General features: G+C 72.9%; 22 protein-coding genes, 1 tRNA gene and 1 pseudogene. 16 read left to right on the forward strand and 8 right to left on the reverse strand.

The features are described from left to right. Positions 1–52: 52 nt before the first annotated feature. On the reverse strand, positions 53–622 hold the full coding sequence (locus tag ACFW5B_RS15330) for a hypothetical protein (protein WP_386438964.1): 570 nt from the start codon (positions 620–622) through the stop codon (positions 53–55). A gap of 67 nt (positions 623–689) precedes the next feature. On the opposite strand from ACFW5B_RS15330, the gene ACFW5B_RS15335 reads away from it, so the two are divergent. Then, on the forward strand, positions 690–1,448 hold the full coding sequence (locus ACFW5B_RS15335) for an ArsR/SmtB family transcription factor (protein ID WP_386438967.1): 759 nt from the start codon (positions 690–692) through the stop codon (positions 1,446–1,448). A 14-nt stretch (positions 1,449–1,462) separates the two neighbouring features. On the opposite strand, the gene ACFW5B_RS15340 is transcribed toward ACFW5B_RS15335, so the two are convergent. Next, on the reverse strand, positions 1,463–2,044 hold the full coding sequence (locus ACFW5B_RS15340) for a MarR family winged helix-turn-helix transcriptional regulator (protein WP_386438970.1): 582 nt from the start codon (positions 2,042–2,044) through the stop codon (positions 1,463–1,465). Between the two features lie 68 nt (positions 2,045–2,112). Between ACFW5B_RS15340 and ACFW5B_RS15345 the strand changes: the two genes are divergently transcribed. Further along, on the forward strand, positions 2,113–2,835 hold the full coding sequence (locus ACFW5B_RS15345; protein ID WP_386438973.1) for an SDR family NAD(P)-dependent oxidoreductase: 723 nt from the start codon (positions 2,113–2,115) through the stop codon (positions 2,833–2,835). Positions 2,836–2,859: 24 nt separating this feature from the next. Here ACFW5B_RS15345 and ACFW5B_RS15350 read toward each other — a convergent pair whose 3' ends face one another. Then, positions 2,860–3,336, reverse strand: a complete 477-nt coding sequence (locus ACFW5B_RS15350; RefSeq protein WP_386438976.1) for a PPOX class F420-dependent oxidoreductase — start codon at positions 3,334–3,336, stop codon at positions 2,860–2,862. Between the two features lie 75 nt (positions 3,337–3,411). Then, on the reverse strand, positions 3,412–3,900 hold the full coding sequence (locus tag ACFW5B_RS15355; RefSeq protein ID WP_386438979.1) for a hypothetical protein: 489 nt from the start codon (positions 3,898–3,900) through the stop codon (positions 3,412–3,414). A gap of 158 nt (positions 3,901–4,058) precedes the next feature. Here ACFW5B_RS15355 and ACFW5B_RS15360 point away from each other — a divergent pair, with 158 nt between their 5' ends. Together ACFW5B_RS15360 and ACFW5B_RS15365 are read left to right on the forward strand one after the other, a co-directional pair. Further along, positions 4,059–4,793 carry an MBL fold metallo-hydrolase gene (locus tag ACFW5B_RS15360; RefSeq protein ID WP_386438982.1) on the forward strand — a complete coding sequence of 245 codons (735 nt, stop codon included), beginning with the start codon at positions 4,059–4,061 and terminating at the stop codon, positions 4,791–4,793. A gap of 286 nt (positions 4,794–5,079) precedes the next feature. Further along, a complete protein-coding gene (locus ACFW5B_RS15365) occupies positions 5,080–5,775 on the forward strand; it encodes an alpha/beta fold hydrolase (RefSeq protein ID WP_386438985.1) in 696 nt (231 codons plus the stop codon). A gap of 31 nt (positions 5,776–5,806) precedes the next feature. Here ACFW5B_RS15365 and ACFW5B_RS15370 read toward each other — a convergent pair whose 3' ends face one another. Beyond that, positions 5,807–6,706: a hypothetical protein gene (locus tag ACFW5B_RS15370; protein ID WP_386438988.1), complete on the reverse strand. Its 900-nt coding sequence runs from the start codon at positions 6,704–6,706 to the stop codon at positions 5,807–5,809. Between the two features lie 263 nt (positions 6,707–6,969). Between ACFW5B_RS15370 and ACFW5B_RS15375 the strand changes: the two genes are divergently transcribed. The 5 genes and pseudogenes from ACFW5B_RS15375 (at position 6,970) to ACFW5B_RS15395 (ending at position 12,019) form a co-directional block, all read left to right on the forward strand. Beyond that, entirely contained in the window at positions 6,970–7,773 is an 804-nt protein-coding gene (locus ACFW5B_RS15375; RefSeq protein ID WP_386438991.1) for a S1 family peptidase, read from the forward strand. 212 nt (positions 7,774–7,985) lie between these two features. Continuing rightward, complete coding sequence (locus tag ACFW5B_RS15380) at positions 7,986–8,162, forward strand: hypothetical protein (RefSeq protein WP_386438994.1); 177 nt, start codon at positions 7,986–7,988, stop codon at positions 8,160–8,162. Between the two features lie 132 nt (positions 8,163–8,294). Then, positions 8,295–8,474 (forward strand): annotated as a pseudogene (locus ACFW5B_RS15385) (histidine kinase); the annotation flags it as partial. 43 nt (positions 8,475–8,517) lie between these two features. After that, positions 8,518–8,739 (forward strand): hypothetical protein, encoded by a 222-nt coding sequence (locus tag ACFW5B_RS15390; protein ID WP_386439129.1) that lies wholly within the window; start codon positions 8,518–8,520, stop codon positions 8,737–8,739. Between the two features lie 127 nt (positions 8,740–8,866). Further along, complete coding sequence (locus ACFW5B_RS15395; RefSeq protein ID WP_386438997.1) at positions 8,867–12,019, forward strand: endo-alpha-N-acetylgalactosaminidase family protein; 3,153 nt, start codon at positions 8,867–8,869, stop codon at positions 12,017–12,019. Between the two features lie 35 nt (positions 12,020–12,054). Here ACFW5B_RS15395 and ACFW5B_RS15400 read toward each other — a convergent pair whose 3' ends face one another. Continuing rightward, positions 12,055–13,866 (reverse strand): glycoside hydrolase family 35 protein, encoded by a 1,812-nt coding sequence (locus ACFW5B_RS15400; RefSeq protein ID WP_386439000.1) that lies wholly within the window; start codon positions 13,864–13,866, stop codon positions 12,055–12,057. Positions 13,867–14,018: 152 nt separating this feature from the next. On the opposite strand from ACFW5B_RS15400, the gene ACFW5B_RS15405 reads away from it, so the two are divergent. The 6 genes from ACFW5B_RS15405 (at position 14,019) to pyk (ending at position 23,698) form a co-directional block, all read left to right on the forward strand. Continuing rightward, entirely contained in the window at positions 14,019–14,897 is an 879-nt protein-coding gene (locus ACFW5B_RS15405) for a helix-turn-helix domain-containing protein (protein ID WP_386439003.1), read from the forward strand. 273 nt (positions 14,898–15,170) lie between these two features. Continuing rightward, positions 15,171–17,717: an aminopeptidase N gene (pepN, locus tag ACFW5B_RS15410; protein WP_386439006.1), complete on the forward strand. Its 2,547-nt coding sequence runs from the start codon at positions 15,171–15,173 to the stop codon at positions 17,715–17,717. Positions 17,718–17,917: 200 nt separating this feature from the next. Beyond that, positions 17,918–19,351 carry a pyridoxal phosphate-dependent decarboxylase family protein gene (locus ACFW5B_RS15415; protein ID WP_386439009.1) on the forward strand — a complete coding sequence of 478 codons (1,434 nt, stop codon included), beginning with the start codon at positions 17,918–17,920 and terminating at the stop codon, positions 19,349–19,351. After that, complete coding sequence (locus ACFW5B_RS15420; RefSeq protein WP_386439012.1) at positions 19,348–20,784, forward strand: lysine N(6)-hydroxylase/L-ornithine N(5)-oxygenase family protein; 1,437 nt, start codon at positions 19,348–19,350, stop codon at positions 20,782–20,784. Before ACFW5B_RS15415 ends, ACFW5B_RS15420 begins: the two co-directional genes overlap by 4 nt. Positions 20,785–21,399: 615 nt before the next feature. Then, positions 21,400–22,116, forward strand: a complete 717-nt coding sequence (locus ACFW5B_RS15425; protein WP_386439016.1) for an SIMPL domain-containing protein — start codon at positions 21,400–21,402, stop codon at positions 22,114–22,116. Between the two features lie 145 nt (positions 22,117–22,261). Beyond that, positions 22,262–23,698 (forward strand): pyruvate kinase, encoded by a 1,437-nt coding sequence (pyk, locus tag ACFW5B_RS15430; protein ID WP_386439018.1) that lies wholly within the window; start codon positions 22,262–22,264, stop codon positions 23,696–23,698. A gap of 52 nt (positions 23,699–23,750) precedes the next feature. On the opposite strand, the gene ACFW5B_RS15435 is transcribed toward pyk, so the two are convergent. Both ACFW5B_RS15435 and ACFW5B_RS15440 read right to left on the reverse strand, forming a co-directional pair. Then, positions 23,751–24,539, reverse strand: coding sequence for a helix-turn-helix domain-containing protein (locus ACFW5B_RS15435; protein ID WP_386439021.1), 789 nt, complete (start codon positions 24,537–24,539; stop codon positions 23,751–23,753). A gap of 84 nt (positions 24,540–24,623) precedes the next feature. Beyond that, positions 24,624–24,706: transfer RNA gene (locus ACFW5B_RS15440), tRNA-Leu, on the reverse strand. A gap of 89 nt (positions 24,707–24,795) precedes the next feature. On the opposite strand from ACFW5B_RS15440, the gene ACFW5B_RS15445 reads away from it, so the two are divergent. Further along, the gene (locus tag ACFW5B_RS15445) at positions 24,796–25,449 is read left to right on the forward strand and encodes an ANTAR domain-containing response regulator (protein ID WP_386439023.1); all 654 of its coding nucleotides are present in this window, start codon (positions 24,796–24,798) and stop codon (positions 25,447–25,449) included. The last annotated feature ends 57 nt before the right edge of the window (positions 25,450–25,506 follow it).

Raw genomic sequence — 25,506 nt, forward strand, 5'->3', positions numbered from 1 at the left:
TCCTCCCCCGACCGGAGGACAGGCGCCGCGGCATTTTCCGCACCGGGCCGCTCTACGAACCGCCGCGGGCGGCCGGAAAGCGCCGCCCCAACTGCCGTGCCATCTCCGGCGCGGACGCCGGCACGGCCTGCGGCGGGGGAGTGCCCGGCGAACGGAAGTCGTGCACCGGCGCCCGCCACGCCCCCAGGTCGATCCGCCGGTCGCCCAGCGGCAGTACCCACCGCGGATCGGCGTGCACCCGCAGCACCTGCGCCTCGACTTGCGTCCACGCGCCGTCGGTGACCGTCCGCTCGCCGACCCGGCGCGCCTCCAACTGCACCGGGCAGTGCACCAGTCGGGGCGGCCGCACCAGCTCGGACGGCTCCGTCCAGGGCGTGTCCGTGGACGGCATCGCGCTCGCCCCCTCCTCCGCACCCGTCCCGTCCGGTGGCAGATTGAAGACCACGTCCGGACGGACCGCGAGGTTCCGGGCGGTCCGGCCACGGGCCGGCAGCCAGACGCTGACGACCGGGCCGAGCTCCCACCGGATGCGCAGCTCGACCAGGACGAAGGTTCCGTCGTCGTTCTCGGTGGACAGCAGCGCCGGGGCGACCGAACTGCTTTTCTCCAGCGCGCCTTTCATGCTGCCGAGGATAGAAGCCGGATGATTCGGTGCTCACCGAAATGTTATCAGAGGTTACTCTGTGTACATGAAACGATGGGACGCCGATCAGGAAAGCGTCGCGGAGACCCCCGATCTGGCCGCCCTCGCGGCGCTGCTCGCGGACCGCACCCGTGCCGCGATCTGCATGGCCCTGCTCGACGGCGGCACCTGGACCGCGGGCGAACTGGCCGAGTACGCCGCGGTGGCGCCGTCCACCACCACCGAGCACCTCAACCTCCTGGTCGCCGGCGGCCTGCTCGCCGAGGAGCGCCAGGGGCGGCGGCGCTACGTACGGCTGGCCGGACCGGAGACCGCGGAGACCCTGGAGAACCTCGCCGGTCTCGCCCCCTACCGCCAGGTCCCGATCCGCTCGCTGGCCGAGGCCAACCACCGGCGGGCCCTGCACCACGCCCGGACCTGCTACGACCACATCGCCGGTGCCCTCGGCGTCGCCATCGCCGACGCGATGACCGAACGCGGTCTGCTGGCACGGGACTACGGCCTGGTGCTGACCGCGGCCGGCGCGGACTGGCTCGCCGCACTCGGCATCCCCGACGCCGCGCCGCCGGCCGCCCACCGCGCCCATGTCCGCACCTGCCTCGACTGGACGGTGCGCCGCCAGCACCTCTCCGGCGCGGTCGGCGCCGCCCTCTACCGGCACGCCCTGGAGCACGACTGGGTCGTCAAAGCCCTCGCCACCCGCATCCTCACCGTCACCGCGGCGGGCCGGACGGCCTTCCGGGCGCAGCTCGGACTCCCCGACGAGGCGCTCTTCCCGTCCCTCGGGCTGCCTCCCCGCGGCTGACCGGCCGGGCGCCCTCAGGCCTCGCCGACCTGGCTGATCCGGTCGTCGCCGAGCTTGCGCTGGGTGTCCTGGAGCAGAATCCGCAGCAGGCCGGCGAGCTGCTCCTGCTGGGCGGGGGTCAGGCCGTCGATCAACTCCGCCTCGCGGTGCAGCACTTGACCGACGGTGGCCTCGATCCGCTCGTGGCCGGCGGGGGTCAGCTCGACCAGCACCGTTCGTGGACGGCCCTCGCCGGGGCGGCGGGTCACCAGCCCCTCGCGCTCGGCGCGGGCCACCCGCTGGGAGACCGCCCCCGCGGTGACCATGGAGCGGCGGCCGAGTTCACGGGTGGTCAGGGTGTAGGGCGGGCCGCTGCGGCGGAGCACGCTGAGCAGGTCGAGGGTGGCCGGGTCCATTCCGGCGCGGGCCAGTACCCGGCGCCGGTCGTCGCCCAGGAGCTTCGCCAGCTGCCAGATCGGGGTCACGATGCCGATCGAGGAGACCGGGGTGCCGGGGCGCTCGCGCTCCCAGGCGGCGGCGATCTCCTCCACGGGGTACGGAGAGGCGCCGGTCTCCGGCCGGCCGGGGCCGTCCTGCGACGCGGAATCTCTTGGCACGGGCCCTCCCGGAGCTGTTATGTTCAGCTCTAAATTTAGACCTGAACGTGATGGACGGAGCTCAGCATATGTCACGCACCATCCTGGTCACCGGCGGCGGAACCGGCATCGGACGCGCCGTCGCCCACCACTTCGCGGACCGCGGCGACCAGGTCGTCGTCACCGGCCGGCGCACCGGGCCCCTGGAGGAGACCGCGGCCGGCCGGCCCACGATCCGCCCGCTGGTCTGCGACCACGCCGACCCCGCCTCGGTCACCGAGCTGCTCACCCGGCTCCCCGAGCGGATCGACGTCCTGGTCAACAACGCCGGCGGCAACACCGACCTCGACGCGGACGGGGCCACCGATCTGGCCTCGTACGCCCGGGACTTCCGCGCCAACCTCGATGCCAACCTGGTCAGCGCCGCGCTGACCACCAAGGCGGTGGACGGCCGGCTGGCGGCCGGCGGCGCGGTGATCCACCTCGGGTCGATCGCCGCCGACCAGGGCGGCGGTGCCTATGGGGCGGCCAAGGCCGGACTCGCCTCCTGGAACGTCGAACTGTCCCGGACCCTCGGCCCCCGCGACATCACCGCCAACGTCGTGGCACCCGGCTACATCGCCGGCACCGACTTCTTCCGCGACCGGCTCACCGACGAGCGCCGCGACCGGCTGGTGGCCGCCGCGGCGGTGGGCCGCGCGGGAACTCCTGACGGCATCGCCGGAACGGTGGCCTTCCTGGCGTCCCCGGCGGCCCGGCACGTCACCGGCCAGGTCCTGAACGTCAACGGCGGGACCCGCACCACCCGTTGACGCCCGCCCGGCCGGCGGCAAGCGCTATGCGCCGCCGCCCTCCGTGAGCCGGGCCGGGAAGCCGCCGGTCGAGACCGGGCCCCAGCGCAGTGGCGTCACCCGGATCAGTGACTTGCCCTGCTTGCGCATCGCCTTCCGGTACTCGTCCCAGTCCGGGTGTTCGCCGGCGATGTTGCGGTAGTACTCGACGAGCGGCTCGATGGCGTCCGGGGTGTCGATGACCTCGGCCTCGCCGTCGATCTGCACCCACGGGCCGGTCCACTCGTCGGACAGCACGATGACGCTGACCGACGAGACCCGGCGGGCGTTGCGGACCTTGGCGCGCTCCGGATACGTCGCCATCACCAGCCGCCCGGAGTCGTCCACCCCGCAGGTCAGCGGCGAGCCCTGCGGGGTGCCGTCGCTGCGGCGGGTGAGCAGGATCGCGCGGTGCCGGGGGCGGACGAACTCCAGCAGCTCGGGCAGTTCGACGCGGGTGTTGGTGGCGGTGGAAGGGCTCATGCGGTGAGCCTAGGACGCGCGGCGCCCTCGATGCCGGACCCGCGGAGCGGGCCCACCGCCACGTCGGAACGGCGGTCAGTCCTTGAGCAGGTCCTTGCCGGTGGCCGCGTCCACGATCTTGCGGTCGCCCAGCGCGTCCTTGAGCCGCACCTTCACCTTGTCGGTGGCCAGCTGCTCGGTGCACATCCCCTTGGAGCTCTTCCGCTTGCCCCAGCCGGTGATCACCACCAGGTCCTTCGACTCACGGCTGCGGGCCCCGAAGCGGACATCGCAGGCGCTGTGCCCTACGGTGACCGTGATCTCCCGTACGTCCTTGCCCTTGGGGTGGTCCGCGCCGGCCAGCGGCAGCAGCGCCTGCTGCCGCCCGGGGACCGGTGAGACCTTCGGCCACTGCCGCACGATCTGGTCCGCCCGCTGCTCGAAGGCGTCCGGCTTCTTCGGCGGCGGCGCGCTGCCCACGGTCTGCTGCTTCTCACCGCAGCCGGACAGGACGACGGCGCCGGACACCGCCAGCGTGAGCACGGCGGTGAGGGTACGGGTGCGGGAGAGGTGGGATCCTCGCATGACTTGCCTCCTTGGTTCGGCGGTGAGACGCACCGAGGGCAAGACAGGTTCCGGCCGCCTTCCGGCCAGGGCCCGCCGGGGCGGTTGCGCGCTGAGCTCAATCCGCCCACGGCGCAAAGCCGGTGGTCTCCGCCGCGGCCCCGGCTAGCGTCCGGGCCATGGATGCGCTCACCGAGATCACCCCCACCGTCCGTCAACTCGCCTTCCCCGTAGGGCACGTGTACCTCATCACCCTCCCCGACGACGGATACGCCGTGGTCGACACCGGCATCCCCGGCTCGGCACCGGTGGTCCTCGCCGCGCTGGACCGGCTCGGCGCCCGGCCGGACCAGCTGCGGCAGATCGTCCTCACCCACTCCCACATCGACCACATGGGCTCCGCCGCCGACCTGGTCGACGCCACCGGCGCCCGCGTGCTGGCCGGCGCCCTGGACGCCCCGTACATCCGCGGCACCGCACCCGAACCCGTGCCGGAGTTCACCCCCGCGGAGCAGTCGCTGTACGAGGGGATCATGGCTGATTTCGCGGCCGCCGAGGTCCCGCCGCTGCGTCATGTCGACGTCGACGTCGAACTCCACGACGGGGACACCCTCGACGGCTGGCCGGAGCCGGTGCGGGTGCTGCACGTCCCCGGCCACACCCCCGGCGGCATCGCCCTGCACCTCCCCGGGAGCCGGCTGCTCTTCCCCGGCGACATCATCGGCACCACCCCCGACGGCACCCGCGCGGTCCTGGGTCCGGGCAACGTGGCCCGCGAGGAGGCCATCGCCTCCTTCCGGCGGCTCGCCGCCCTCGACGCGCTCGACACGGTGTGCGTGCCGCACGGCGCCCCGCTCCGCACCGGCGCACGGGACATACTCGCCGCGGCCACCCCCGGGACGGACTGGATCTGAGTGCCCGGTGACGGTGGCGGTACGGGTGGGCGGTCGGCAACCGGGGATCGTCGGTATCCGGTCAACACCCTTATGTGTGGCGCCAGTTGAGGACGTCCCGGTGGCCCGTCCCGGCCGCCCGCGCCGCAGGGTGTCCCCGCACGGCGGATCCGTCCGGCGGGTCGGGCCGGAGCGGGCCTTCCGTCCCGGCCGACCCGGTAACGTCGGGCCGGTGCGCGGCCGGGCCGGCGGGCGGGACCGGGCCCCCGGGAGCCGGCGCGCGCGGGAACCGAGGAGAGGCAGGGGCATGCAGCTGCACACCCACGAATGGGGCGCCGGCGAACGGGTCGCGGTGCTGGTCCACGGCCTGATGTCCGATCACCGCACCTGGTACCGGGTCGCCCCGGCGCTCGTCGACCGCGGCTACCGGGTGGTCGCCGTCGATCTGCGCGGCCACGGCCGCAGCCCGCGCGGCGAGTACGGTGCCGAGCTGTTCGCCGAGGACCTCGTGGAGACCCTGCCCGCCTCACCCGAGGTCGTCATCGGCCACTCGCTCGGTGCGCTGGCGCTGTCCCTGGCGGTGGAGCGGCTGCAGCCGCGGCGGGCGGTGTACTGCGATCCGGCCTGGTCGTTCACCCGGCTCGGGCAGCCCGTCGACCCGGCTCTGTTCCTCGCGTTCAAGAACGCCGACCGGGCGCTGCTGCGGACCTTCAATCCGCGCTGGTGCGACGCCGATGTCGACCTCGAAATGGCCACGGTCGCGGACTGGGACACCGGTACCGCCCTGGCGTTGTCCGCCGTTCACCGCGAGGACCGTACGCCCGAGAAGGCCGTCGTGCCGTCCCTGGTGCAGTTCGCGGGGGAGGGGTTCCTGTTCTCCGAACCGGTGGCGGCCGATCTGGCCGAGCGGGGCTTCGAGGTGCGTACGGTGCCGGGCACCGGACACACCATCCACCGCGACGACTTCGACGGCTTCATGGCGGGGCTGGAAGGGTGGGTCTAGGACCCGCCCTGAGGCGCGAGGCGGCTCGCCGTCAGGTGTCGCAGTCCAGCAGGGTCTTGCACAGGCCGCAGCGCGCCTGGAGCCGGCCCCGGACCGGCACCCGGATCCGCTGGTGGCAGGCGGGGCAGGGGAACGACACCCGCAGCGGCGACGGGCCCTCGAAGGCGTAGCCGTCCCCGGCGGCGGGCGGGCGGCCCGCCCGCCGCGGATCCTGCGCCGCCCGGCGGTCCTTGGCGTAGCGCAGCCGGGCCGCCCACCCCGCCCCGGCGAGCGGCGGCCGGCGCAGGTCCTGGCCGGCCCGTGCCGCGCCCGCCGTGTACGCGTCGTACGCCTGCGGGCTGGTGAACCACGGCGCCGGGTCCTCCCCGAAGAACCGGGCCCGCTTGGCGAGGACGTAACCGAACTCCTCCGGCGTCAGATAGCCCAGCTTCTGCGAGAACGGGCCGTGCTCGCGGTAGGCGTCCAGCAGCAGCCAGCCCGCGCCGAGATAGGCGGCGGTGGTGTCGGTGAGGATCTCGTTGTCGCGGGTGCCGGGGAACGCCAGGTCCAGGCGGTGCAGCGCGACATGGGTCAGCTCATGGGCCAGCGCGGCGCCGATGTCCTTGCGGTGTGTCCGGAAGCGGTCGTTCAGCTCGATGAAGTACTCCGGGCCCGCGGTGAGTTCGACGTTCGCGGCGTGCTCCATCTCGCGGAAGGAGATGACCGCCCGCGCGTCCGGCAGATGCAGATGCCGGACCAGGGCGCGGGCCACCCGCTGTGCGCCCAGATGCAGATCCTCGGTGTCGTCGAAGGCCACGTCGACCGGGAGCACGCTGCTGCCGAAGGTGCTCACCGTGTCGTACGACAGGCGTTCGAACAGGGCGTGGACGGCCGAACGCACCGTGTCGAGGTGGGGATAGCCGTGCTCGATCGCGCTGCCGCCGGTGGTCACCCGGCCACTGTACGAGGGGCCGGGTACGCCCGGTATGAGCCGTACGGGCGTGGCGCGTAAGGAAGTTGGCCGGATGCGCACCCTTGTCACCCCGTTCGGGCACTCCACATAATCGCAGGGCGCGGTACGGACTCATCCCCCACTGGGTCCGGACGCCTCACGGTGTGCTGTCGTCCCACATGCTCTGCGACGGTCACGTCCGGGCTCCGGTGTTGGCATGGGCTCGTCATCAAGACGTGCAACCCCCCACGAAAGGAAGCCCGTTGCGCAGCTACCGGAAGCTCCTCAAGAGAAGCACCGCCGTCGGCGCGGTCGCCCTGGCCGCCTTCAGCCTCCAGCCCGGCTCGGCCTCGGCCGCGCCCGCCCCCGAGCCCACCGGCTCACACACCAACGTCGTCGGCGGCACCAAGGCCGACCAGGGTGAATTCCCCTTCATGGTCCGGCTGTCGATGGGCTGCGGCGGCGCCCTCTACGCCAAGGACATCGTGCTCACCGCGGCGCACTGCGTCGAGGGCAGCGGCGACAACACCTCCATCACCGCCACCGCGGGCGTGGTCGACCTGGAGGACTCCGCCGCCGTCAAGGTCAACTCCACCAAGGTCCTGCAGGCCCCCGGCTACAACGGCAAGGGCAAGGACTGGGCGCTGATCAAGCTCGCCAAGCCGATCGACCAGCCCACCCTGAAGATCGCCGAGGACGACAAGCTCAACAGCGGCGACTTCACCATCGCCGGCTGGGGCGCCGACAAGGAAGGCGGCGAGCAGCAGCGCTACCTCCTCAAGGCGACCGTCCCGTTCGTCGACGACGACGCCTGCAAGAAGGCCTACGGCGACCAGCTGACCCCCGGCGACGAGATCTGCGCCGGCAAGCTGGACACCGGCGGCACCGACACCTGCCAGGGCGACTCCGGTGGTCCGATGTTCCGCAAGGACGACGGCGGCGGGTGGCTCCAGGTCGGCATCGTCTCCTGGGGCGAGGGCTGCGCACGGCCCGGCAAGCCCGGCGTCTACAGCGAGGTGAGCACCTTCGCCAAGGACATCAAGAAGGCCGCGGGCGAACTGGGCTGACCGCCCCGCACACCGAGGGCCCGGGGAACCGCTTCCCGGGCCCTTCGCCGTGCCCGCAGGGACGGAAGTCCCGGACCTCGGTCACCCCGGGCCAGGGACCTCGGTCCGTCCCCCACGGGGACCACCTGCCCGCTCCCTGCCGGACCTTGTGGCGCCACGGATGACCGGACGACCCTGGGCGGCCCCGCCGCCGGCTCCCTAGCGTGAACGGCATGACCACCGAGCCCCGCCGCCGCCCACCGGCGCCCGACCGGGACCGCCGTACGACGGTCTGCGCCGCACTGTTCCTCGCCGCCTCCGCCGCGGCCCTCGTCTACGTCCTGCTCGGCGGTCATCACGACCCCGTCGAGTCGCCGGACGATGCCCCCTCGAACGCGGCCCGGGGCTGACCCCTTCCGCCTCCCGCGACGGCGGGCCGCCACACCGGCCCCGGCGGCGGCCGCGCGCACCCGGCGGGTCCCGCCGGTGTGCTCACCCCGCTGCGGGACCTCCGGCCGGGCCTGTTCACCGTGGTGCAGGCCGTGCTCACCGTCGTCGTCTCCGCCTCTTCGCTGACCCTGCGCCGGCAGGACGACCGGCGGCTGCGCGATCTCGCCGCGGTCCGGGCCGCCGAACGCCTGGAACTGGCACGGGAACTGCACGACCTGGTCGCCCACCACGTCACCGGCATCGTCGTCCAGGCCCGCGGCGCCCGCGCCACCAACCTCGACGGCCCGCCGGCCGGCGCCGCCTTCGAACGGATCGGTGGAACTGCACGTCGCCAACGACGGTGGTGCCTGCGCCCGCCTCTCCGAACAGGCCCGCGGCTGGGGGCACCTCCCGGCCGGAGGCTGGGGGAGCTCCGGCCTGGCCGGACTCACCGAACGGGCCGAGGCGATGGGCGGCCGGCTCGCCGCCGGCCCGGCGGCCGAGGGCGGCTGGGAACTCACCGCCGTCCTGCCCCTCGACGGCGGGGCGACCGCCTGACCGCCCGCACCCCGCGCGCCGCACATCTGTCCAACACCTGCCCCGCCTTTGTCCATGGGCGCCCGCCCCGCGGCGGCAGCACGCTGTCCGCCGACAGGCAGTGCCCGCACGAAGGAGGACCGCGCGCGTGAACCAGCAGACAGATGCCCCGTCCGGGCCCAGCCGCCGGACGGTCGTCGCCGCCACCGCGCTCGCCGGGGCCGCCGGCGCCCTCCCGCTCGGCACCCGCCCCGCCACCGCCGCACCGCGCGCGGCGGAGGCGGTGCTGCGGTCCGACGCGCTGGAGGTCCGCGTCGACACCGCCTTCCCGCGCATCGTCTCCTACACGGACCGCGGCACCGGTGCCGTCCTCCACGGCCAGGACACCCCGGTCACCCGGGTCCTCCTCGACGGCACCGCCCACACCCCCCACGTCGCCCACCGCACCCGCGCCGGCCGCGCCACCTACACCCTCCGCTTCGACGGCGGCACCACGCTCACCGTGGAGATCGCCGTCCACGGCCGGCGCACCACCTGGCGGGTCACCGACCTCACCGACACCCCGGCCCTGCGCGTCGGCACCCTGGAGATCCCCGGCCTCGCCCTGCTCGCCGTCCGCAGCGACCAGCCCGGCGCCACCCTGCTCGCCGCCCGGATCGCCCTCGACAAGGCCACCAGCGGCGACACCCTGATCCAGGTCACCGACGACACCCCCGCCGAGAGCGGCCCCACCGGCTGCGCGTACGCCGTCGTGGCCACCGGTGACCTGGCCGCCGGCATCGAGACCAACACCTGCTACGACCGGCCCACCGCCGCCACCGCCTGGGAGAACGGCCGGCTGTGGCGGCAGACCACCCGCCGCGACGGCCTCGTCACCGCACGGCTCGGCTGCGGCCAGTGGACCCACCGGGCGGCGGGCCTGACATCCCCCACTCCCGGCTCCTCCCCCTCTCCCGACTCCGCTCGAGCGGGGGGACCCCCACGCGCGGGAGGTGCCCCCACCGGCACCGACCCGCTGCCGTACGCCACCGTCATCGTCACCCGCGACCGCAACGGCGACGGCACCGCCGACTGGCAGGACGGCGCCATCGCCCTGCGCGACGTCATGGTGTCGCCGCTCGGCGCTGCCGAACAGCACCTCCGGGTCGTCCCGCACATCCCCTTCAACTTCGCCAGCCAGGCCACCAACCCCTTTCTGGCCACCCTCGACTCCATCAAGCGCATCGCGCTGGCCACCGACGGGCTGCGGCAGTTCACCCTGCTCAAGGGCTACCAGTCCGAGGGCCACGACTCCGCCCACCCCGACTACGGCGGCAACTACAACCAGCGGGCCGGCGGCCTCGAAGACCTCAACACCCTGCTGCGCGCCGGAAAGGCCTGGCACAGCGACTTCGCGGTGCACGTCAACGCCACCGAGTCCTACCCCGTCGCCCACGCCTTCTCCGAGACGCTCGTCGACAAGAACGACAAGCAGTGGGACTGGCTCGACCAGTCCTATCGGATCGACGCCCGCCGCGATCTGGTCTCCGGCGACATCGCCCGGCGGTTCGCCCGGCTGCGCAAGGAGACCGACCCCGCGCTGACCACCCTCTACATCGACGTCTTCCGCGAATCCGGCTGGAACTCCGACCGGCTCCAGCGCCATCTGCGCGACCAGGGCTGGCAGATCACCACCGAATGGGGCCACGGCCTGGAGCGCTCCGCCCTGTGGTCGCACTGGGCGAACGAGACCGACTACGGGCCCGACACCTCCCGCGGCATCAACTCCCGGCTGATCCGCTTCCTGCACCACCATCACAAGGACGTCTTCGCCGACAAGTGGCCCACGCTGCTCGGCAACCCCCGGATGGGCAACTTCGAGGGCTGGACCGGCAAGACCGACTGGCCCGCCTTCCACACCCTCATCTGGACCGACGCCCTGCCCGCCAAATACCTCCAGGCGTACCCGATCAGGACCTGGGGCCCGCACGAGATCACCTTCGAGGGCCCCACCAAGACCTCCGTCAGCGACGCCGGAGGCCCCCGCAGGATCACCACCGACGGCCGGCTCGTCTACGACGACGGCACCTATCTGCTCCCCTGGGAGCCCCGTCACGCCACCGACCCGGACAGGCTCTACCACTACAACCCCCGTGGCGGCACCACGCGTTGGGCACTCCCGCGGGGCTGGGCCGCGGACCGTGCCGTCCACGCGTACCGCCTCACCGACCAGGGCCGCACCCAGGAGACCCGGGTGCCCGTCAGCGACGGCAAGATCACCCTCACCGCGCGCCCCGGCGTCGCCTACGTCGTCCACCGCACCCCGGCCCCCGCCCAGGGCGACCCCCACTGGGGCGAGGGCACCCCGGTGGCCGACCCCGGCTTCCACTCCGGAACCCTCGACGGCCGGCAGGTCACCGGCCCCGCCTCGGTCGAGCTCAGCGAACGCGGCGACTACGAACTGGTCATCGCCGCCGGCCCGGCCGCCACCGTCGCCCAGAAACTCGCCCGGCTCGCCCCCGGCACCTACGCCGCCTCCGTCCAGATCGAGGTCGGCGCCACCGCCGGCGAACGCCGCCGCGCCGGCCTGGAGATCCGCACCGCCGACGGCGTCACCGCCACCAACTGGACCGACACCTCCACCGCCGGCAACTACGTCGCCGCCGACCGCAAATCCGGCACCCGCTTCCAGCGCCTCTTCACCCACTTCACCGTCCCCGAGGGCGGCGGCCCGGTCACCCTCACCCTGACCGCGGCGGCCGGCCGGGCCCGCGTCCGCTTCGACAACCTGCGGGTGGTGCCCGCCCGGCCGACCACCAGGAAGGGCGCCCTGGCCTTCGAGGACTTCGAGCACGTCCCCCAGGGCTGGGGCGTCTTCGTCAAGGGCGACGCGGGCGGCAGCACCGACCCCCGCACCCACATCGCCCAGCGGCACGCCCCGTTCACCCGGCGCGGCTGGAACGGCAAGGCCATCGACGACGTCCTCGACGGCGGCCAGTCGCTCAAGTCACGCGGCGAGAACACCGGGCTCGTCTACCGCACGGTGCCGCACACCGTCCGCTTCACCCCCGGCCATCGCTACCGCGTCACCTTCCGCTACGCCAACGAGAAGGCCGGCCAGTACGCCTGGATCACCGCCACCGACGTACCCGCACCCCGCGAACTGACCCGCACCCCGCTCCCCGTCGCGACCCGGCCGGCCACCCACACCTATGAGTTCACCGCACCCGACGACGGCGAGGCATGGGTGGGGCTGCGCAAGACCGGCGACGACGGGACCGCGGAGTTCGTCCTCGACACCTTCGAGGTCCGCGAGGTCTGACGCCCGTGGGGGCGGTCCCGGTCCCTACCGCCCCCTCAGCACCCTGCCGCGCAGGGATACAGTCCGGGCGCCCCCGCCCCGTCCCCCACCGGGGCCGGGGCGCCCTCCCACTCCCACACCAGCAGCTCGTTGCCGCCCTCCCGCAGCACCGGACCCGGCACGTACAGCGTGCGCTGCGGCCCCCCGGCCCGATAGCGCCCCAGACAGAACCCGTTGATCCAGGCGAAGCCGTGGCACCAGCCCGGCAGCGCGAGTCCGGCGTCACCGGGCCGCCCCACCACCGTCACCGTCCCCCGGTACAGCCCCGCACCGCCACCGGCCCCCTCCACCGGCCGGAACGGCACCCGCGCCACCGCCCCGGCCTCCTCCAGCGCATCCAGCCGCAGCCCCCGCGACCGCACCCCGTGCAGATACTGCCGCTCGTGCAGCAGCCCGCCCACGATCCCCTTCGACTCACCCAGCCGCGGCCCGTAGTTGACCCGACCCAGCGACTCCACCCACACCTCCACCGCCGCCGGCCCCGCCACCTCACCGAGCACCGCGTCCTCGCCGTCCACCACGGCCCGCTGTTCCCCGTCGACGTACACCACCGCCCGGTCCCGCAGCCCCCGCACCCGCAACGGATACGGGCCCCGCGGCCCGGGCACCGCCACCCGGTGGCGCACCACCCCCCGGTCCACGCCCAGCTCCTCGAACGTCGCCGGACCACCGCCCACCACCTCCGCACCCCCGAGCACCTCCAGCACGTCCCCCGCGGGCGCCCACTCCTCGACCACCACCCCCGCCGCTTCCGCCAACACGGGCAGCGGTTCGGGCACCGGCGGCAGCGGCCCGTCCGCGAACTCCGCGAGCACCTCCCGGAACCGCCAGAACTTCTCGGTCGGCCGCCCGCGTTCATCGACCGGCGCCCCGTAGTCGTACGAGGTCACCGTCGGCAGCAGCGCCCCGTCCTGCAGCTCACCCGCGCGGTTCGCCCCCGCCCAGCCGCCGAAACTCGTCCCGCCGTGCGCCATGTAGACATTGACCGACGCACCGCACTCCAGGACCTCCCGCAGCGCCGCCGCCGCGTCCTCCGGAGCGCGCGGCACCGCCTCCCGCCCCCAGTGCGTGAACCAGCCGCACCAGAACTCCATACACATCAGCGGCCCGCCCGCCCGGTGCCGGCGCAGCGTCGCGAACGCCTCCCGCGCCCCGGAACCGAAGTTCACGGTGGCCGGCACACCGGGCACCGAACCGCCGCTCAGCATGTGATCCTCCGGGCCGTCCGAGGTGCACAGCGGCACCCGCACCCCCAGCGCCCGCAGCCGCTCCACGAGCCACGCCGGATACGCCGCGTCGCTGCCGTACGAGCCGTACTCGTTCTCCGCCTGCACCATGATCACGGGCCCGTCGCCCGGCCCGCCCCGCCCCGCCGCCGCGGTGCACTGCCGCGCCACGACCTGCGGCAGCAGCCGCCCGAACCACGCGTCCACGGCCGCCAGATACGCCGCGTCCCGGGTCCGCACCCGCCGCCCCAGCGGCCCCGTCAGCCACTCCGGCAGCCCGCCGTTCTCCCACTCCGCGCAGATGTACGGCCCCGGACGCACGATCGCCCACAGCCCCGCCGCCCCGGCCGCGTCCAGGAACCGCCCCAGCGCCTCCGGGTCCCGGAACTCACCCGGCCGCGGCTCGTGCAGATTCCACGGCACATACGTCTCCACACAGTTCAGGCCCATCGCCCGCAGCATCGCCAGCCGGTGGCCCCACTGCGCCTCGTGCACCCGGAAGTAGTGCAGCGCCCCCGACAACAGCCGCACCGGCCGCCCGTCCAGCAGGAAGTCCCGCTCACCCACCTCGAACCGCGTCACGCCACCCCGCCCTTGACTCGTCGCCGCGCGCCACGAGCCGGGCGCTCACGGTCACCGGTCACCCTCGCCCTCTGGCGGTGTGACGGTCCATGGACAAAGATCGGCTGTGGTTGGACGGTTCGGCGGTTCGACGGAGCGGCGGGAGGCCCGGCGTGTACCACACCTGGATGCGGTACTTCACGCCCCGCCCGGTCCACCACCGGCTCGGCCTGGTGTGCCTCGGCGTCGGCCTCCAGCACGGCACGCTCCCCACCGTCGGCCCGCGCACCCTCGACCACCATGTCGCCCTCGTCATCAGCGCGGGCCGCGGCTGGTTCACCACCACCGACGGCCGGCGCCAACCCGTCACCGCCCCCGCCCTGCTGTGGCTCGTCCCCGGCGTACCGCACCACTACGGGGCCGACCCCGAGACCGGCTGGGACGAGAGCTTCGTCGACTTCACCGGGCCCGCCGCCGCGACCTACACCGAACTCGGCTACATCGAACCGGACCGCCCGCTCGTACCGCTCGCGGACACCGGCCCGGCGCGCGCCGCCATCGGACGCATCGCGCGGGCGGCCCGGCGCGGCAACCCCCTGCTGGAGGTGGAGACCTCCGCCGCGGTCCACGAACTGCTGGTCGCCCTGCGCCGCGCCCGCGCCGACACCGACGCCGACGGCGACCCCGTCCTGACGGCCCTGGCCCGCGACGCCTTCCTCCCGCTCTCGGTCGCCGAGCACGCCGCCCGGCGCGGCATGACCCCCGCCGAACTCCGCACCGCCGTCCGCCGCGGCGCCGGCTGCAGCCCGAAGGACTACCTCCTCGGCATCCGCCTGGGCCGCGCCAAGGAACTCCTGGCCGGCACCGAACTCCCGGTCGCCGCCGTGGCCCGCCGCGTCGGCTACGACGACCCCGCCTACTTCAGCCGCCTCTTCACCCGCCGCGTGGGCACCGCCCCCGTCCGCTTCCGCGACCGCCAGCTCCACAGCGTCCCCGGCGGCTGGTCCACGCAGGTACCGGACCCGGATGACCCACCGGTGTTGAGGGGGTGACGGGGGCACCGGTTGCCGGTGGCGGGGCGCCGTTCGCCCACGGCCGAGGGCCGGGGGAGGGTTCCGGTGCGTCCCCTCCGGCCCCCGCGGCAACCGCAGAAGCCGCAACACCCAGCCCCCGGCGCCCCGCAGCGCATCCCGATGGGGCAACCAGATCGCACCCCAAGGGGTCGCGGGGAACTGCGCGCACCGCCACAACGCACCCGCAGACGCACACCGGCACGTGGCCACAACCCCGTGCACCCCCCACCACCCGTACGGCAGCATGGCCGCATGCCCCAACTGCAGCGCGACGAGGCGCAGACCCGAGCCCGACTGATCGACGTCCACCGCTACGAGATCGCACTCGACCTCACCCACGGCGAGGAGCGGTTCGGCTCACGTACGGTCATCCAGTTCACCGCGCACGCCGACGGCGACACCTTCGTCGAGATCGAACCCGCCGAGCTGCACTCCGTCACCCTCGACGGCCGCCCGATCGACCCCGCGGCCCTCGACGACAACCGGCTCCCGCTCACCGGCCTCACCCCCGGCGCCCACCAACTGCGCGTGGACGCCACCATGCGCTACTCCCACACCGGCGAGGGGATGCACCGCTTCACCGACCCGGCCGACGGCGAGAGCTACGTCTACACCCAGCTGTTCCTGGACGACATCCAGCGCGTCTTCGCCGCCTTCGACCAGCCGGACCTCAAGGCCGAGTTCGCGGTCACCGTCCAGGCGCCCGAAGACTGGACCGTCCTCGCCAACGGCATCGTCGAAGCCCTGGGGGAGGGCCGCTGGCAGGCCGCACCCACGCCCCCCATCTCCACCTACCTCGTCGCCGTCGCCGCAGGCCCCTGGCACTCGATCCGCACCGAGCACGCCGGACTCCCCTTCGGCATCCACTGCCGCCGCTCGCTCGCGCCCCACCTGGACGCCGACGCCGAGGAGATCCTCGACCTCACCCGCCGCTGCTTCGACCGCTACCACGAGATCTTCGAGGAGCCGTACCCGTTCGACTCCTACGACCAGGCATTCGTCCCCGAGTTCAACGCGGGCGCCATGGAGAACCCCGGCCTGGTCACCTTCCGCGACGAGTACGTCTACCGCTCCGCCGTCACCGACACCGAACGCCAGACCCGCGGCGTGACGATCGCCCACGAAATGGCCCACATGTGGTTCGGCGACCTGGTCACCCTCCAGTGGTGGGACGACATCTGGCTGAACGAGTCCTTCGCCGAGTACATGGGTTACCAGGTCCTGGCCGAGGCCACCCGCTTCACCGACACCTGGACCGACTTCGCCGTCGCCCGCAAGGGCTGGGGCTACGACGCCGACCAGCGGCCCTCCACCCACCCCGTCGCCCCCACCCCCGAGGACGTCCCCGACACCGCCTCCGCGCTCCTCAACTTCGACGGCATCTCGTACGCCAAGGGCGCCTCCGCACTGCGCCAACTCGTCGCCTGGATGGGGGAGAAAGACTTCCTCACCGGCATCAACGAACACTTCGCCCGGCACCGCTTCGGCAACGCCACCCTCGCCGACTTCCTCGACTCCCTCGCCCGCGCCACCGACCGCGACGTCCACGCCTGGGCCGCCCGCTGGCTGCGCACCACCGGGGTCGACACCCTCACCCCCGCCGTACGGGAAGCCGCGGACGGCAACTGGAGCGTCTCCGTCGAGCCGGCCGGCAGCGCCGACGGCACCCGCCCCCACCGGCTCACCATCGGGCTCTACGACCACGACCGCACCACCCCGGGCCGCCTCGTGCCCCGCGAGCCGCTGTCCTGGGACGTGCCCGACACCGGCACCCACCGGGCCACCGGCGGCCGCCCCGCCCTGCTCCTCCTCAACGACCAGGACCTCACCTACGCCAAGGTCCGCCTCGACCCCGTCTCCTGGGACACCCTCCTCGGCGCGCTGTCCGGCCTCCCCGACCCGCTGACCCGCGCCGTCGCCTGGAACGCCGCCCGCGACATGGTCCGTGACGGCGAACTCGCCCCCACCGCCTACCTGGACGCCGCCCGCGCCCACCTCCCGCACGAAACCGACCTCGCGCTCGTCCAGGGCGTCCTCGCCTTCGCCCGCACCGAGATCGCCGACCGCTACCTCCCGCCCGCCGAACGCCACCTGGCCCTCACCACCCTCACCGCCCTCAGCCGCGACATACTCCGCCGCACCGAAGGCCCCGAGCACGGCTCCGAAGCGGGACTGCGGCTCACCGCCGTACGCGCCTTCATCGACAGCGCCACCACCCCCGAAGGCATCCAGGACTGGCTCGACGACGGCAGCGTCCCCGGCGGCCCCCGCCTCGACCCCGAACTGCGCTGGCGCATCCTCGGCCGGCTCGCCACCCTCGGCGCCACCCCCCTCGACGAACTCCGCGCCGCCATCGACGCCGAACTCGCCCGCGACCCCAGCGCCGCCGGCCGCGAGGGCGCCGCCCGCTGCCGCGCCGCGCTCCCCGACCCGGCTGCCAAACAAGCCGCCTGGGACGCCCTGTTCACCACCGACGGCGACGCCGTCCTCTCCAACTACCTCTTCACCGCCACCGCCACCGGCTTCTGGGCCCCCGAACAGCACGACCTGCTCCGCCCCTACGTCGCCCGGTACTTCACCGACGTCCCGGCCCTCGCCGCCGCCCGCGGCCCGGCCCTCGCCGCGGCCGCCGGCCGCTACGCCTTCCCCGCCACCGTCGTCGAGGACGACACCCGCCGGCTCGGCGAGGCCTGCCTCACCGACCGCGACCCGGTCCCCGCCCTGCGCCGCAGGCTCCTCGACCAACTCGACGACCTGCGGCGGGCCCTGCGGGTCCGCGCCGCGGCCGGCGGCGCCTGACCCCGCCGCGCGACGCACCGGGCGCCGCCGGACCGGCAGCCGGCGGCACCCGAACACCTGCGGTACACCCGTACCACTTACGGGTGGTATGACCGCGCGACCAGTGGATACGCACCGTACGGGGAAAGTAACTTAGGGCCGCCTCAGGGCTCGTCCGCACCGGACCACCGCCCGAACTCCCCTGACAGAAGAGCACATTGATGCCTGTGCCCCCTGCCGGCACCGCCCTCGCAGGCGGCACCAACGGCCCCCGCGCACTCCGCCCCCTCCTCGACACCGTCCTCGACGCCCTCACCACCGGCGCCGAGCACCGGGCCGGCCCCCTGCCACCCGGCGGCCCCGACACGGTCGCCCGCACCGTGCGCGACGCCTGCCACCCCCTGCTCCCCGACCACGGCACCGGCCCGCACGCCGCCCTGCGCACCCTCGTCCACACCCTCGCCGCCGGCGCCGCCGACCCCGCCGACCCGCACTGCGCCGCCCATCTGCACTGCCCGCCACTGGCTCTCGCCACCGCCGCCGACCTCGCCGCCGCCGCCCTCAACCCCTCGATGGACTCCTGGGACCAGGCCCCCGCCGCCTCCGCCCTCGAAGCCCTCACCAGCCACGCACTCGCCGCGCTCGTCTACCCCCGGGCCACCGGCCCCGACGCCCTGATCACCACCGGCGGTACCGAGTCCAACCAGCTCGCCCTGCTCCTCGCCCGCGAAGCCACCACCCCCGAAACCACCGCGACCGACCCGCACCGCCCGGCCCGACCCCTACAGATCGTCTGCGGCGCCAACGCCCACCACAGCATCCACCGCTCCGCCTGGCTCCTGGGCCTCCCCGAACCCCTCACCCTCCCCACCCCCGACGGCATCCTCACCCCCGACACCGTCCACAGCTGCCTGGCCGGCCTCGCCGGACGCACCGGCCCCGTCCTCCTCACCGCCACCGCGGGCACCACCGACTCCGGCGCCATCGACCCCCTCCCCGCCCTCGCCGACCTCGCCGAACGGCACGGCGCCCGCTTCCACATCGACGCCGCCTACGGGGGAGCCCTCCTCTTCAGCGACACCCACCGCGCCGCCCTGGAAGGCCTCGACCGCGCCCACACCGTCGCCCTCGACCTGCACAAACTCGGCTGGCAACCCGTCGCGGCCGGCCTCCTCGCCGTCCCCGGCCCCGCCACCCTGGCCCCCCTCACCCACCAGGCCGACTACCTCAACGCCGACGACGACACCGAAGCCGGCCTCCCCGACCTGCTCAGCCGCTCACTGCGCACCACCCGCCGCCCCGACATCCTCAAGATCGCCGTCACCCTCAAGGCCCTCGGCCGCCACGGCCTCGGCGACCTCGTCGACCGCACCCTCGCCGCCGCCCAGGACCTCGCCGACCTCATCGAGGCTCACCCCCGCTACGAACTCCACTCCCGCCCCACCCTCAGCACCGTCCTCTTCCGCCCCACCGGCGCCGACCACACCACCCTCGCCACCATCCGCCGCACCCTCCTCACCGACGGACACGCCGTCCTCGGCCGCGCCACCACCCCCACCGGCCTCTGGCTCAAGGCCACCCTCCTCAATCCCCACACCCAATCCGGAGACCTCACCACCCTCCTCAAACTCGTGGAAGGCCACACCCCCAGATGAGCAGCACCCCACACACCGAAGGCCCCCGCACCCCCGACCCCACGAGCCCCGACGAACCCCTCGACCTCGCCGGCATCGGCATCGGCCCCTTCAACCTCTCCCTCGCGGCCCTCGCCCACCCCCTCACCGGCCTCCGCACCGCCTTCTTCGACCAGCGCCCCGCCTTCCACTGGCACCCCGGACTCCTCATCGACGGCGCCACCCTCCAAGTCCCCTTCCTCGCCGACCTCGTCACCCTCGTCGACCCCGCCAGCCCCTGGACCTTCCTCAACTACCTCAAGACCCGCGAACGCCTCTTCCCCTTCTACTTCGCCGAGCGCTTCCACATCCACCGCGCCGAATTCGACGCCTACTGCCGCTGGGTCAGCGAAAAACTCCCCACCCTCCACTTCGGCCACCAGATCGACGCCGTCCGCTGGAACCACGAACGCGAACTCTTCGAAATCGACTTCACCCAGCTCGACACCGACGGCGAAGCCGAAGCCCTCGGCCGCACCTACGCCCGCAACCTCGTCCTCGGCATCGGCACCACCCCCCACATCCCCGTCCCGCTGCGCCCCCTCGCCGACGCCCCCGCCGTCCCCGTCATCCATGCCGCCGACTACCTCGACCACCGCGAACGCCTGCTCGCCGCCGACCACCTCACCGTCATCGGCGCCGGCCAGTCGGGCGCCGAGATCTTCCTCGACCAGCTCCGCGCCCGCCCCGCCGGCCGCGAACGCCTCCACTGGCTCGCCCGCACCCCCGCCTTCGCCCCCATGGAATACAGCAAGCTCGGGCTCGAACACTTCACCCCCGACTACACCCGCTACTTCCACGCCCTCCCCGAACGCGTCCGCGACGACCTCGTCCCCGGCCAATGGCAGCTCCACAAAGGCATCGACCACGACACCCTCGCCGCCATCCACGACGAGCTCTACCACCGCACCCTCGACGGCGGCTGGCCCGACGCCACCCTCACCCCCGGCGTCTTCGTCCGCACCGCCGGCCGCGTCTGCACCACCAAGGTCGAACTCCACCTCGACCACCTCCAGCAAGGCACCCGCTCCCGCCTCACCACCGACGCCGTCGTCCTCGCCACCGGCTACCGCGAACGCCGCATGGACACCCTGCTCGCCGCCCTCGACCCCTACGTACGCCGCGACGCCGGCGCCCGCCCCCGCATCGACGCCCACCACCGCATGCTCCTCGACCCCGCGGTCTCCGGCTCGGTCTACGTCCAGAACGCCGAAACCCACACCCACGGCGTGGGCACCCCCGACCTCGGCCTCGCCGCCTGGCGCAGCGCCACCATCCTCAACTCCCTCACCGGCAACACCCCCTACCCGCTCCCCACCCGCACCGCCTTCACCACCTTCGGCCTCCCCCAGCCCACCACCGGCCGCACAGGCAGCGTCCCCCGCCAGGGCTCCACCCTCGTCCCCCGCCGCTGACCCCACCGCCCGACCGGGCCGGCGCCCCGCCCACCCCCGCCGCCCGGCCGGGCCCAGAGGCGCCCCGCCACGCATACGGCCGGAAGGCCGGGCACGGGGACCTCGCTTCTCCGGCATCCCTCGCCGCCCTCATGCCGCTTGCGGCCCGCGTATCCCTCCCCTCGCTCGGATGTGTGCACGGCAGCGGAAAACCCCGCTCGCCGCGAACTTCCGCCGCATCGGAATCCCATAAGGAATTCGCGATTCCCTTCCCCGGTGCCGCGCCGCGTCATGGCCGATCGCATTCCTCGCCGCGCCGCCGCCCGCGCGACCGCCCGAGCCATCGGCTGCACCGGACCGCCCGCATCCGTGATCGGACCACCTCGCGCGCGAATCCGCCGACTGCGTTCCCTTAACGGGGCACCCGTATCCATCAGCAGCGTGCGCTGCCGCATTTCCTCCCGCCGCATCCGCATCCGCCCCGCATCCGCCCCCGCATCCTCGCCACCGGCCGCGGAAATCCTCGCCGCCCCCGGACGGATGACCCGCCCCCGGCCGCCCCGATGTGCGACCCTTCACCACCCGCACTCCCCAACCCACACCGCACACCCGACCCGCACCACCCGGGAGCCACCGATGACCGACCCCGCAGTCCCCACCACCGGCGCCGCCCCCACCGCCCTTCCCTACGGCACCCCCGACGCCCCTCGCCTCGCCGTACGCGGCGAAGCCCGGCTCGAAGTCGACGCCGAAATCGCCCGCATCGCCGTCACCGTCAGCGCCCGCGGCACCGACCGCACCACGGCCCTCACCGACCTCACCCGCCGCAACGAAGCCGCCCTCACCCTCATCAAGAGCTACGGCGACGCCATCGAGAAGCTCGAAACCGGCACCTTCAGCCTCACCCCGCAGCTCACCGACAAAGGCCGCCACGAACGCATCCGCGCCTACCACGGACACGTCACCCACACCGCCACCCTCAACGACTTCACCCTGCTCGGCGAACTCACCACCCGCCTCGCCGACCTCGACCTCACCCGCGTCGACGGCCCCTGGTGGGCCCTGCGCCCCGACTCACCCGCCCACCGGGCCGCCCGCACCCAGGCCGTCCACGAAGCCGTCCAGCGCGCCCGCGAATACGCCGAGGCCCTCGGCGCCCGTCTGGACGCCCTCCTGGAAGTCGCCGACCTGGGCGCCGAGAACAACGCCCCCACCGCCCCCGTCATGCGCTCCGTCGCCGGCTACGGCGGCGCGACCCAGGAATCCGCCCCCGCCCTCGACCTCGAACCCCAGCGCCAGACCGTCTACGCCCACCTCAACGCGCGCTTTACGATGACCCGTCCCGCACTGTGAGACCCTGCCGCGCGAGGGCTATATTCCGCTCATCGGAGCGCCTTCGCGCGCATTCCAATACTTGTCAACAGCCTTTCACCCAGCGCTCGTTGAGCAGTCACTTCCTTACAGTTCCCTACCGCTCGGTAAGTCGTAGGGTCGAAACATGCGCCGAGCAAAGATCGTCTGCACTCTGGGACCCGCCACCGACTCGTACGAGCAGATCAAGGCCCTCGTCGACGCCGGAATGAACATCGCCCGCTTCAACCTCAGCCACGGCACTTACGCCGAACACGAGGCGCGATTCGACCGGGTCCGCAAAGCGTCCGAAGAAACCCGCCGCAGCGTCGGCATCCTCGCCGATCTTCAAGGTCCGAAGATCCGCCTCGGCCGATTCCGCGAAGGCCCCGTACTTCTCGAACGCGACGACGAGTTCACCATCACCGTCGAACCGTCCGTCGAAGGCGACCGCGCGATCTGCGGCACCACCTACGACGGCCTCGCCGCCGACGTCACCACCGGCGAACGCATCCTCGTCGACGACGGCAAGGTCACCCTCGAAGTCATCGACGTCGACGGGCCGCACGTCCGCACCAGGGTCATCGAAGGCGGCATGGTCTCCGACCACAAAGGCCTCAACCTCCCCGGCGTCGCCGTCTCCGTCCCGGCCCTCTCCGAAAAGGACCAGGACGACCTCCGCTGGGCCCTGCGCTACGGCGCCGACCTCATCGCCCTCTCCTTCGTCCGCAGCGGCCGCGACATCGAAGACGTCCACCGCATCATGCGCGAGGAGAACCGCTTCCTGCCCGTCATCGCCAAGGTCGAAAAGCCCCAGGCCGTCGACAACATCGACGACATCGTCGCCGCCTTCGACGGCATCATGGTCGCCCGCGGCGACCTCGGCGTCGAAATGCCCCTCGAAACGGTCCCGATCGTCCAGAAGCGCGCCATCAAGCTCGCCAAGCGCAACGCCAAACCGGTCATCGTCGCCACCCAGATGCTCGACTCGATGATCGACAACTCCCGCCCCACCCGCGCCGAGGCCTCCGACGTCGCCAACGCCGTCATCGACGGCACCGACGCCGTGATGCTCTCCGGCGAGACCAGCGTCGGGAAGTACCCCACCGAAACCGTCAAAACCATGAGCCGCATCGTCGAGGCCGCCGAGGAAGACCTCCTCGCCAAGGGCCTCCCGCCGCTCACCGAGGCCAACAAGCCCCGCACCCAGGGCGGCGCCGTCGCCCGCGCCGCCGCCGACATGGGCGACTTCCTCGGCGCCAAGCTCCTCGTCGCCTTCACCCAGTCCGGCGACACCGTCCGCCGCCTCTCCCGCTACCGCTCGCCCATCCCGCTCCTGGCCTTCACCCCCGACCCGGCCACCCGCTCCCAGCTCAACGTCAGCTGGGGCGTGGAGACCTTCCTCGGCCCGACCGTCGACTCCACCGACGAGATGGTCGCCCAGGTCGACGAGCAGCTCCTCCGGATCGGCCGCTGCCAGAAGGGCGACGTCGTCATCATCACCGCCGGCTCCCCGCCCGGCGTCCCCGGCTCCACCAACCTCGTCCGCGTCCACCACATCGGCGAGGACGACACCCCGAAGTAGCCCCACCCGCACCACGCTCCCACTGGGCCGAGGTACCTGACTGCCGTCCCTGTCAGTACTTCGGCCCGATGTGTCGGTCCATGAGCGCGACGGAGGCCTTGCGGGCGACGGAGATGTTGAACGGGTCGCTGCCGCGGGCGAGGGTCGTCCACTCGGCCCCGACCTTGGTGAGGGTGTCCGAACAGAGCCTGCGGATGTCGTCGGACTTGTTGGTGAAGAGGTACCGCGGGTATTCGTAACGCTTGCGCTCGCCGCCCACGAGCCGGGTGGTCCAGTTGGTGATCCGGCAGCCGTCGGAGTGGATCAGCCCGCGGAGGAACTCCCACGGGTGTGCGTCCACGATCTGCTGCTGCCAGGGTTCGAGCACGATCGGTCGCTCGTGCTTCTTGCCCTCACCGTGCTGCGGGAACATGCACCATAAGTGCTTGGAGTAGACCTTCACGTTGTGGCAGCCGGTCCTGCTGACGCGGCAGACGGAGTTGTCGGGGAAGACCGCGCGCATGGCGGCTTCGCAGTCGTCCATGAGGCCCGGCCAGCCGTCGCCGCACGTGATCATGAGACTTGGCACCCGGTGAGCCGAGTACCGGATGATGTGGCCGTCGCCGAGGTAGAGGGCGAGGAGGTAGGCGTAGGCGGCCGCGTCGAGTTCGCGCCCGTCGCACCGTGGGCATTTCGGGTTGTGGGCGCCCGGACACTCTCCGCGCTCGGCGCGGTCCAGGTGTCGCCAGTAGCCGATGGTGCCGAGAGGGACGCCCAGCGTGCGGGCCACCTCCGCGTTCCTTGCCCCCGCGCGGAGTTGGGCGATTGCCTGGTGTCGCACGTCTGTGCCGTGGAAGTGCATGACATCACTGTGCGTGACGAAGCGTGAGAAGGAAACGAAAGCGCGTGCGAATCACGCGAAGGTGCAATTCCACTTGTTCAAAGGTGCCCGGTGTGGGATTCGAACCCACATGCCCAAGGGCACGGCTGTTTGAGAGCCGCGTGTCTGACCAGTTCCACCAACCGGGCCGGTTGCGAGAGACACCCTACCGCGTGCGTCATGACGGCCGCCTCTAGGTAGGCTGCAATGGCACCACCTGCCTGGAATGAGGAGTCCCGTGAGCGCCGCCGAGCCCGAGCAGCCCGTCGCCGATGACGATCAGTCGCATGTCCCGCCGCTGACCACGCGGGTCGTGATCGCCGAGGACGAGGCCCTCATCCGTCTCGATCTCAAGGAGATGCTGGAGGAGGAGGGCTACACCGTCGTCGGCGAGGCCGGGGACGGGCAGACGGCCGTGGAGCTGGCCCGGGAGCACCGTCCCGATCTGGTGATCCTGGATGTGAAGATGCCGGTGCTGGACGGTATCTCGGCGGCCGAGAAGATCGCCGAGGAGAGCATCGCGCCGGTGCTGATGCTGACCGCGTTCTCGCAGCGTGAGCTGGTGGAGCGGGCGCGGGACGCGGGTGCGATGGCGTATCTGGTGAAGCCGTTCTCCAAGAGCGATGTCGTGCCGGCGATCGAGATGGCGGTGAGCCGGTTCACCGAGCTGAAGACGCTGGAGAAGGAGGTCGCGGACCTCACTCAGCGGCTGGAGACCCGGAAGCTGGTGGACCGGGCGAAGAGCATTCTGCAGACGCAGTACGGGCTGACGGAGCCGGCCGCGTTCCGGTGGATCCAGAAGACGTCGATGGACCGGCGGCTGTCGATGCAGCAGGTCGCGGAGGCGGTCATCGAGGATGCCGAGGAGAAGAAGCAGCAGAAGGAGCAGTAGGGACCGGTAGCGGTTCCTGCGAGCGCGCGAGCGGCCCCGTACCGGTGTTGACCGGTG

The organism is Streptomyces sp. NPDC058773, from assembly GCF_042746015.1.
GTDB lineage: Bacteria > Actinomycetota > Actinomycetes > Streptomycetales > Streptomycetaceae > Streptomyces.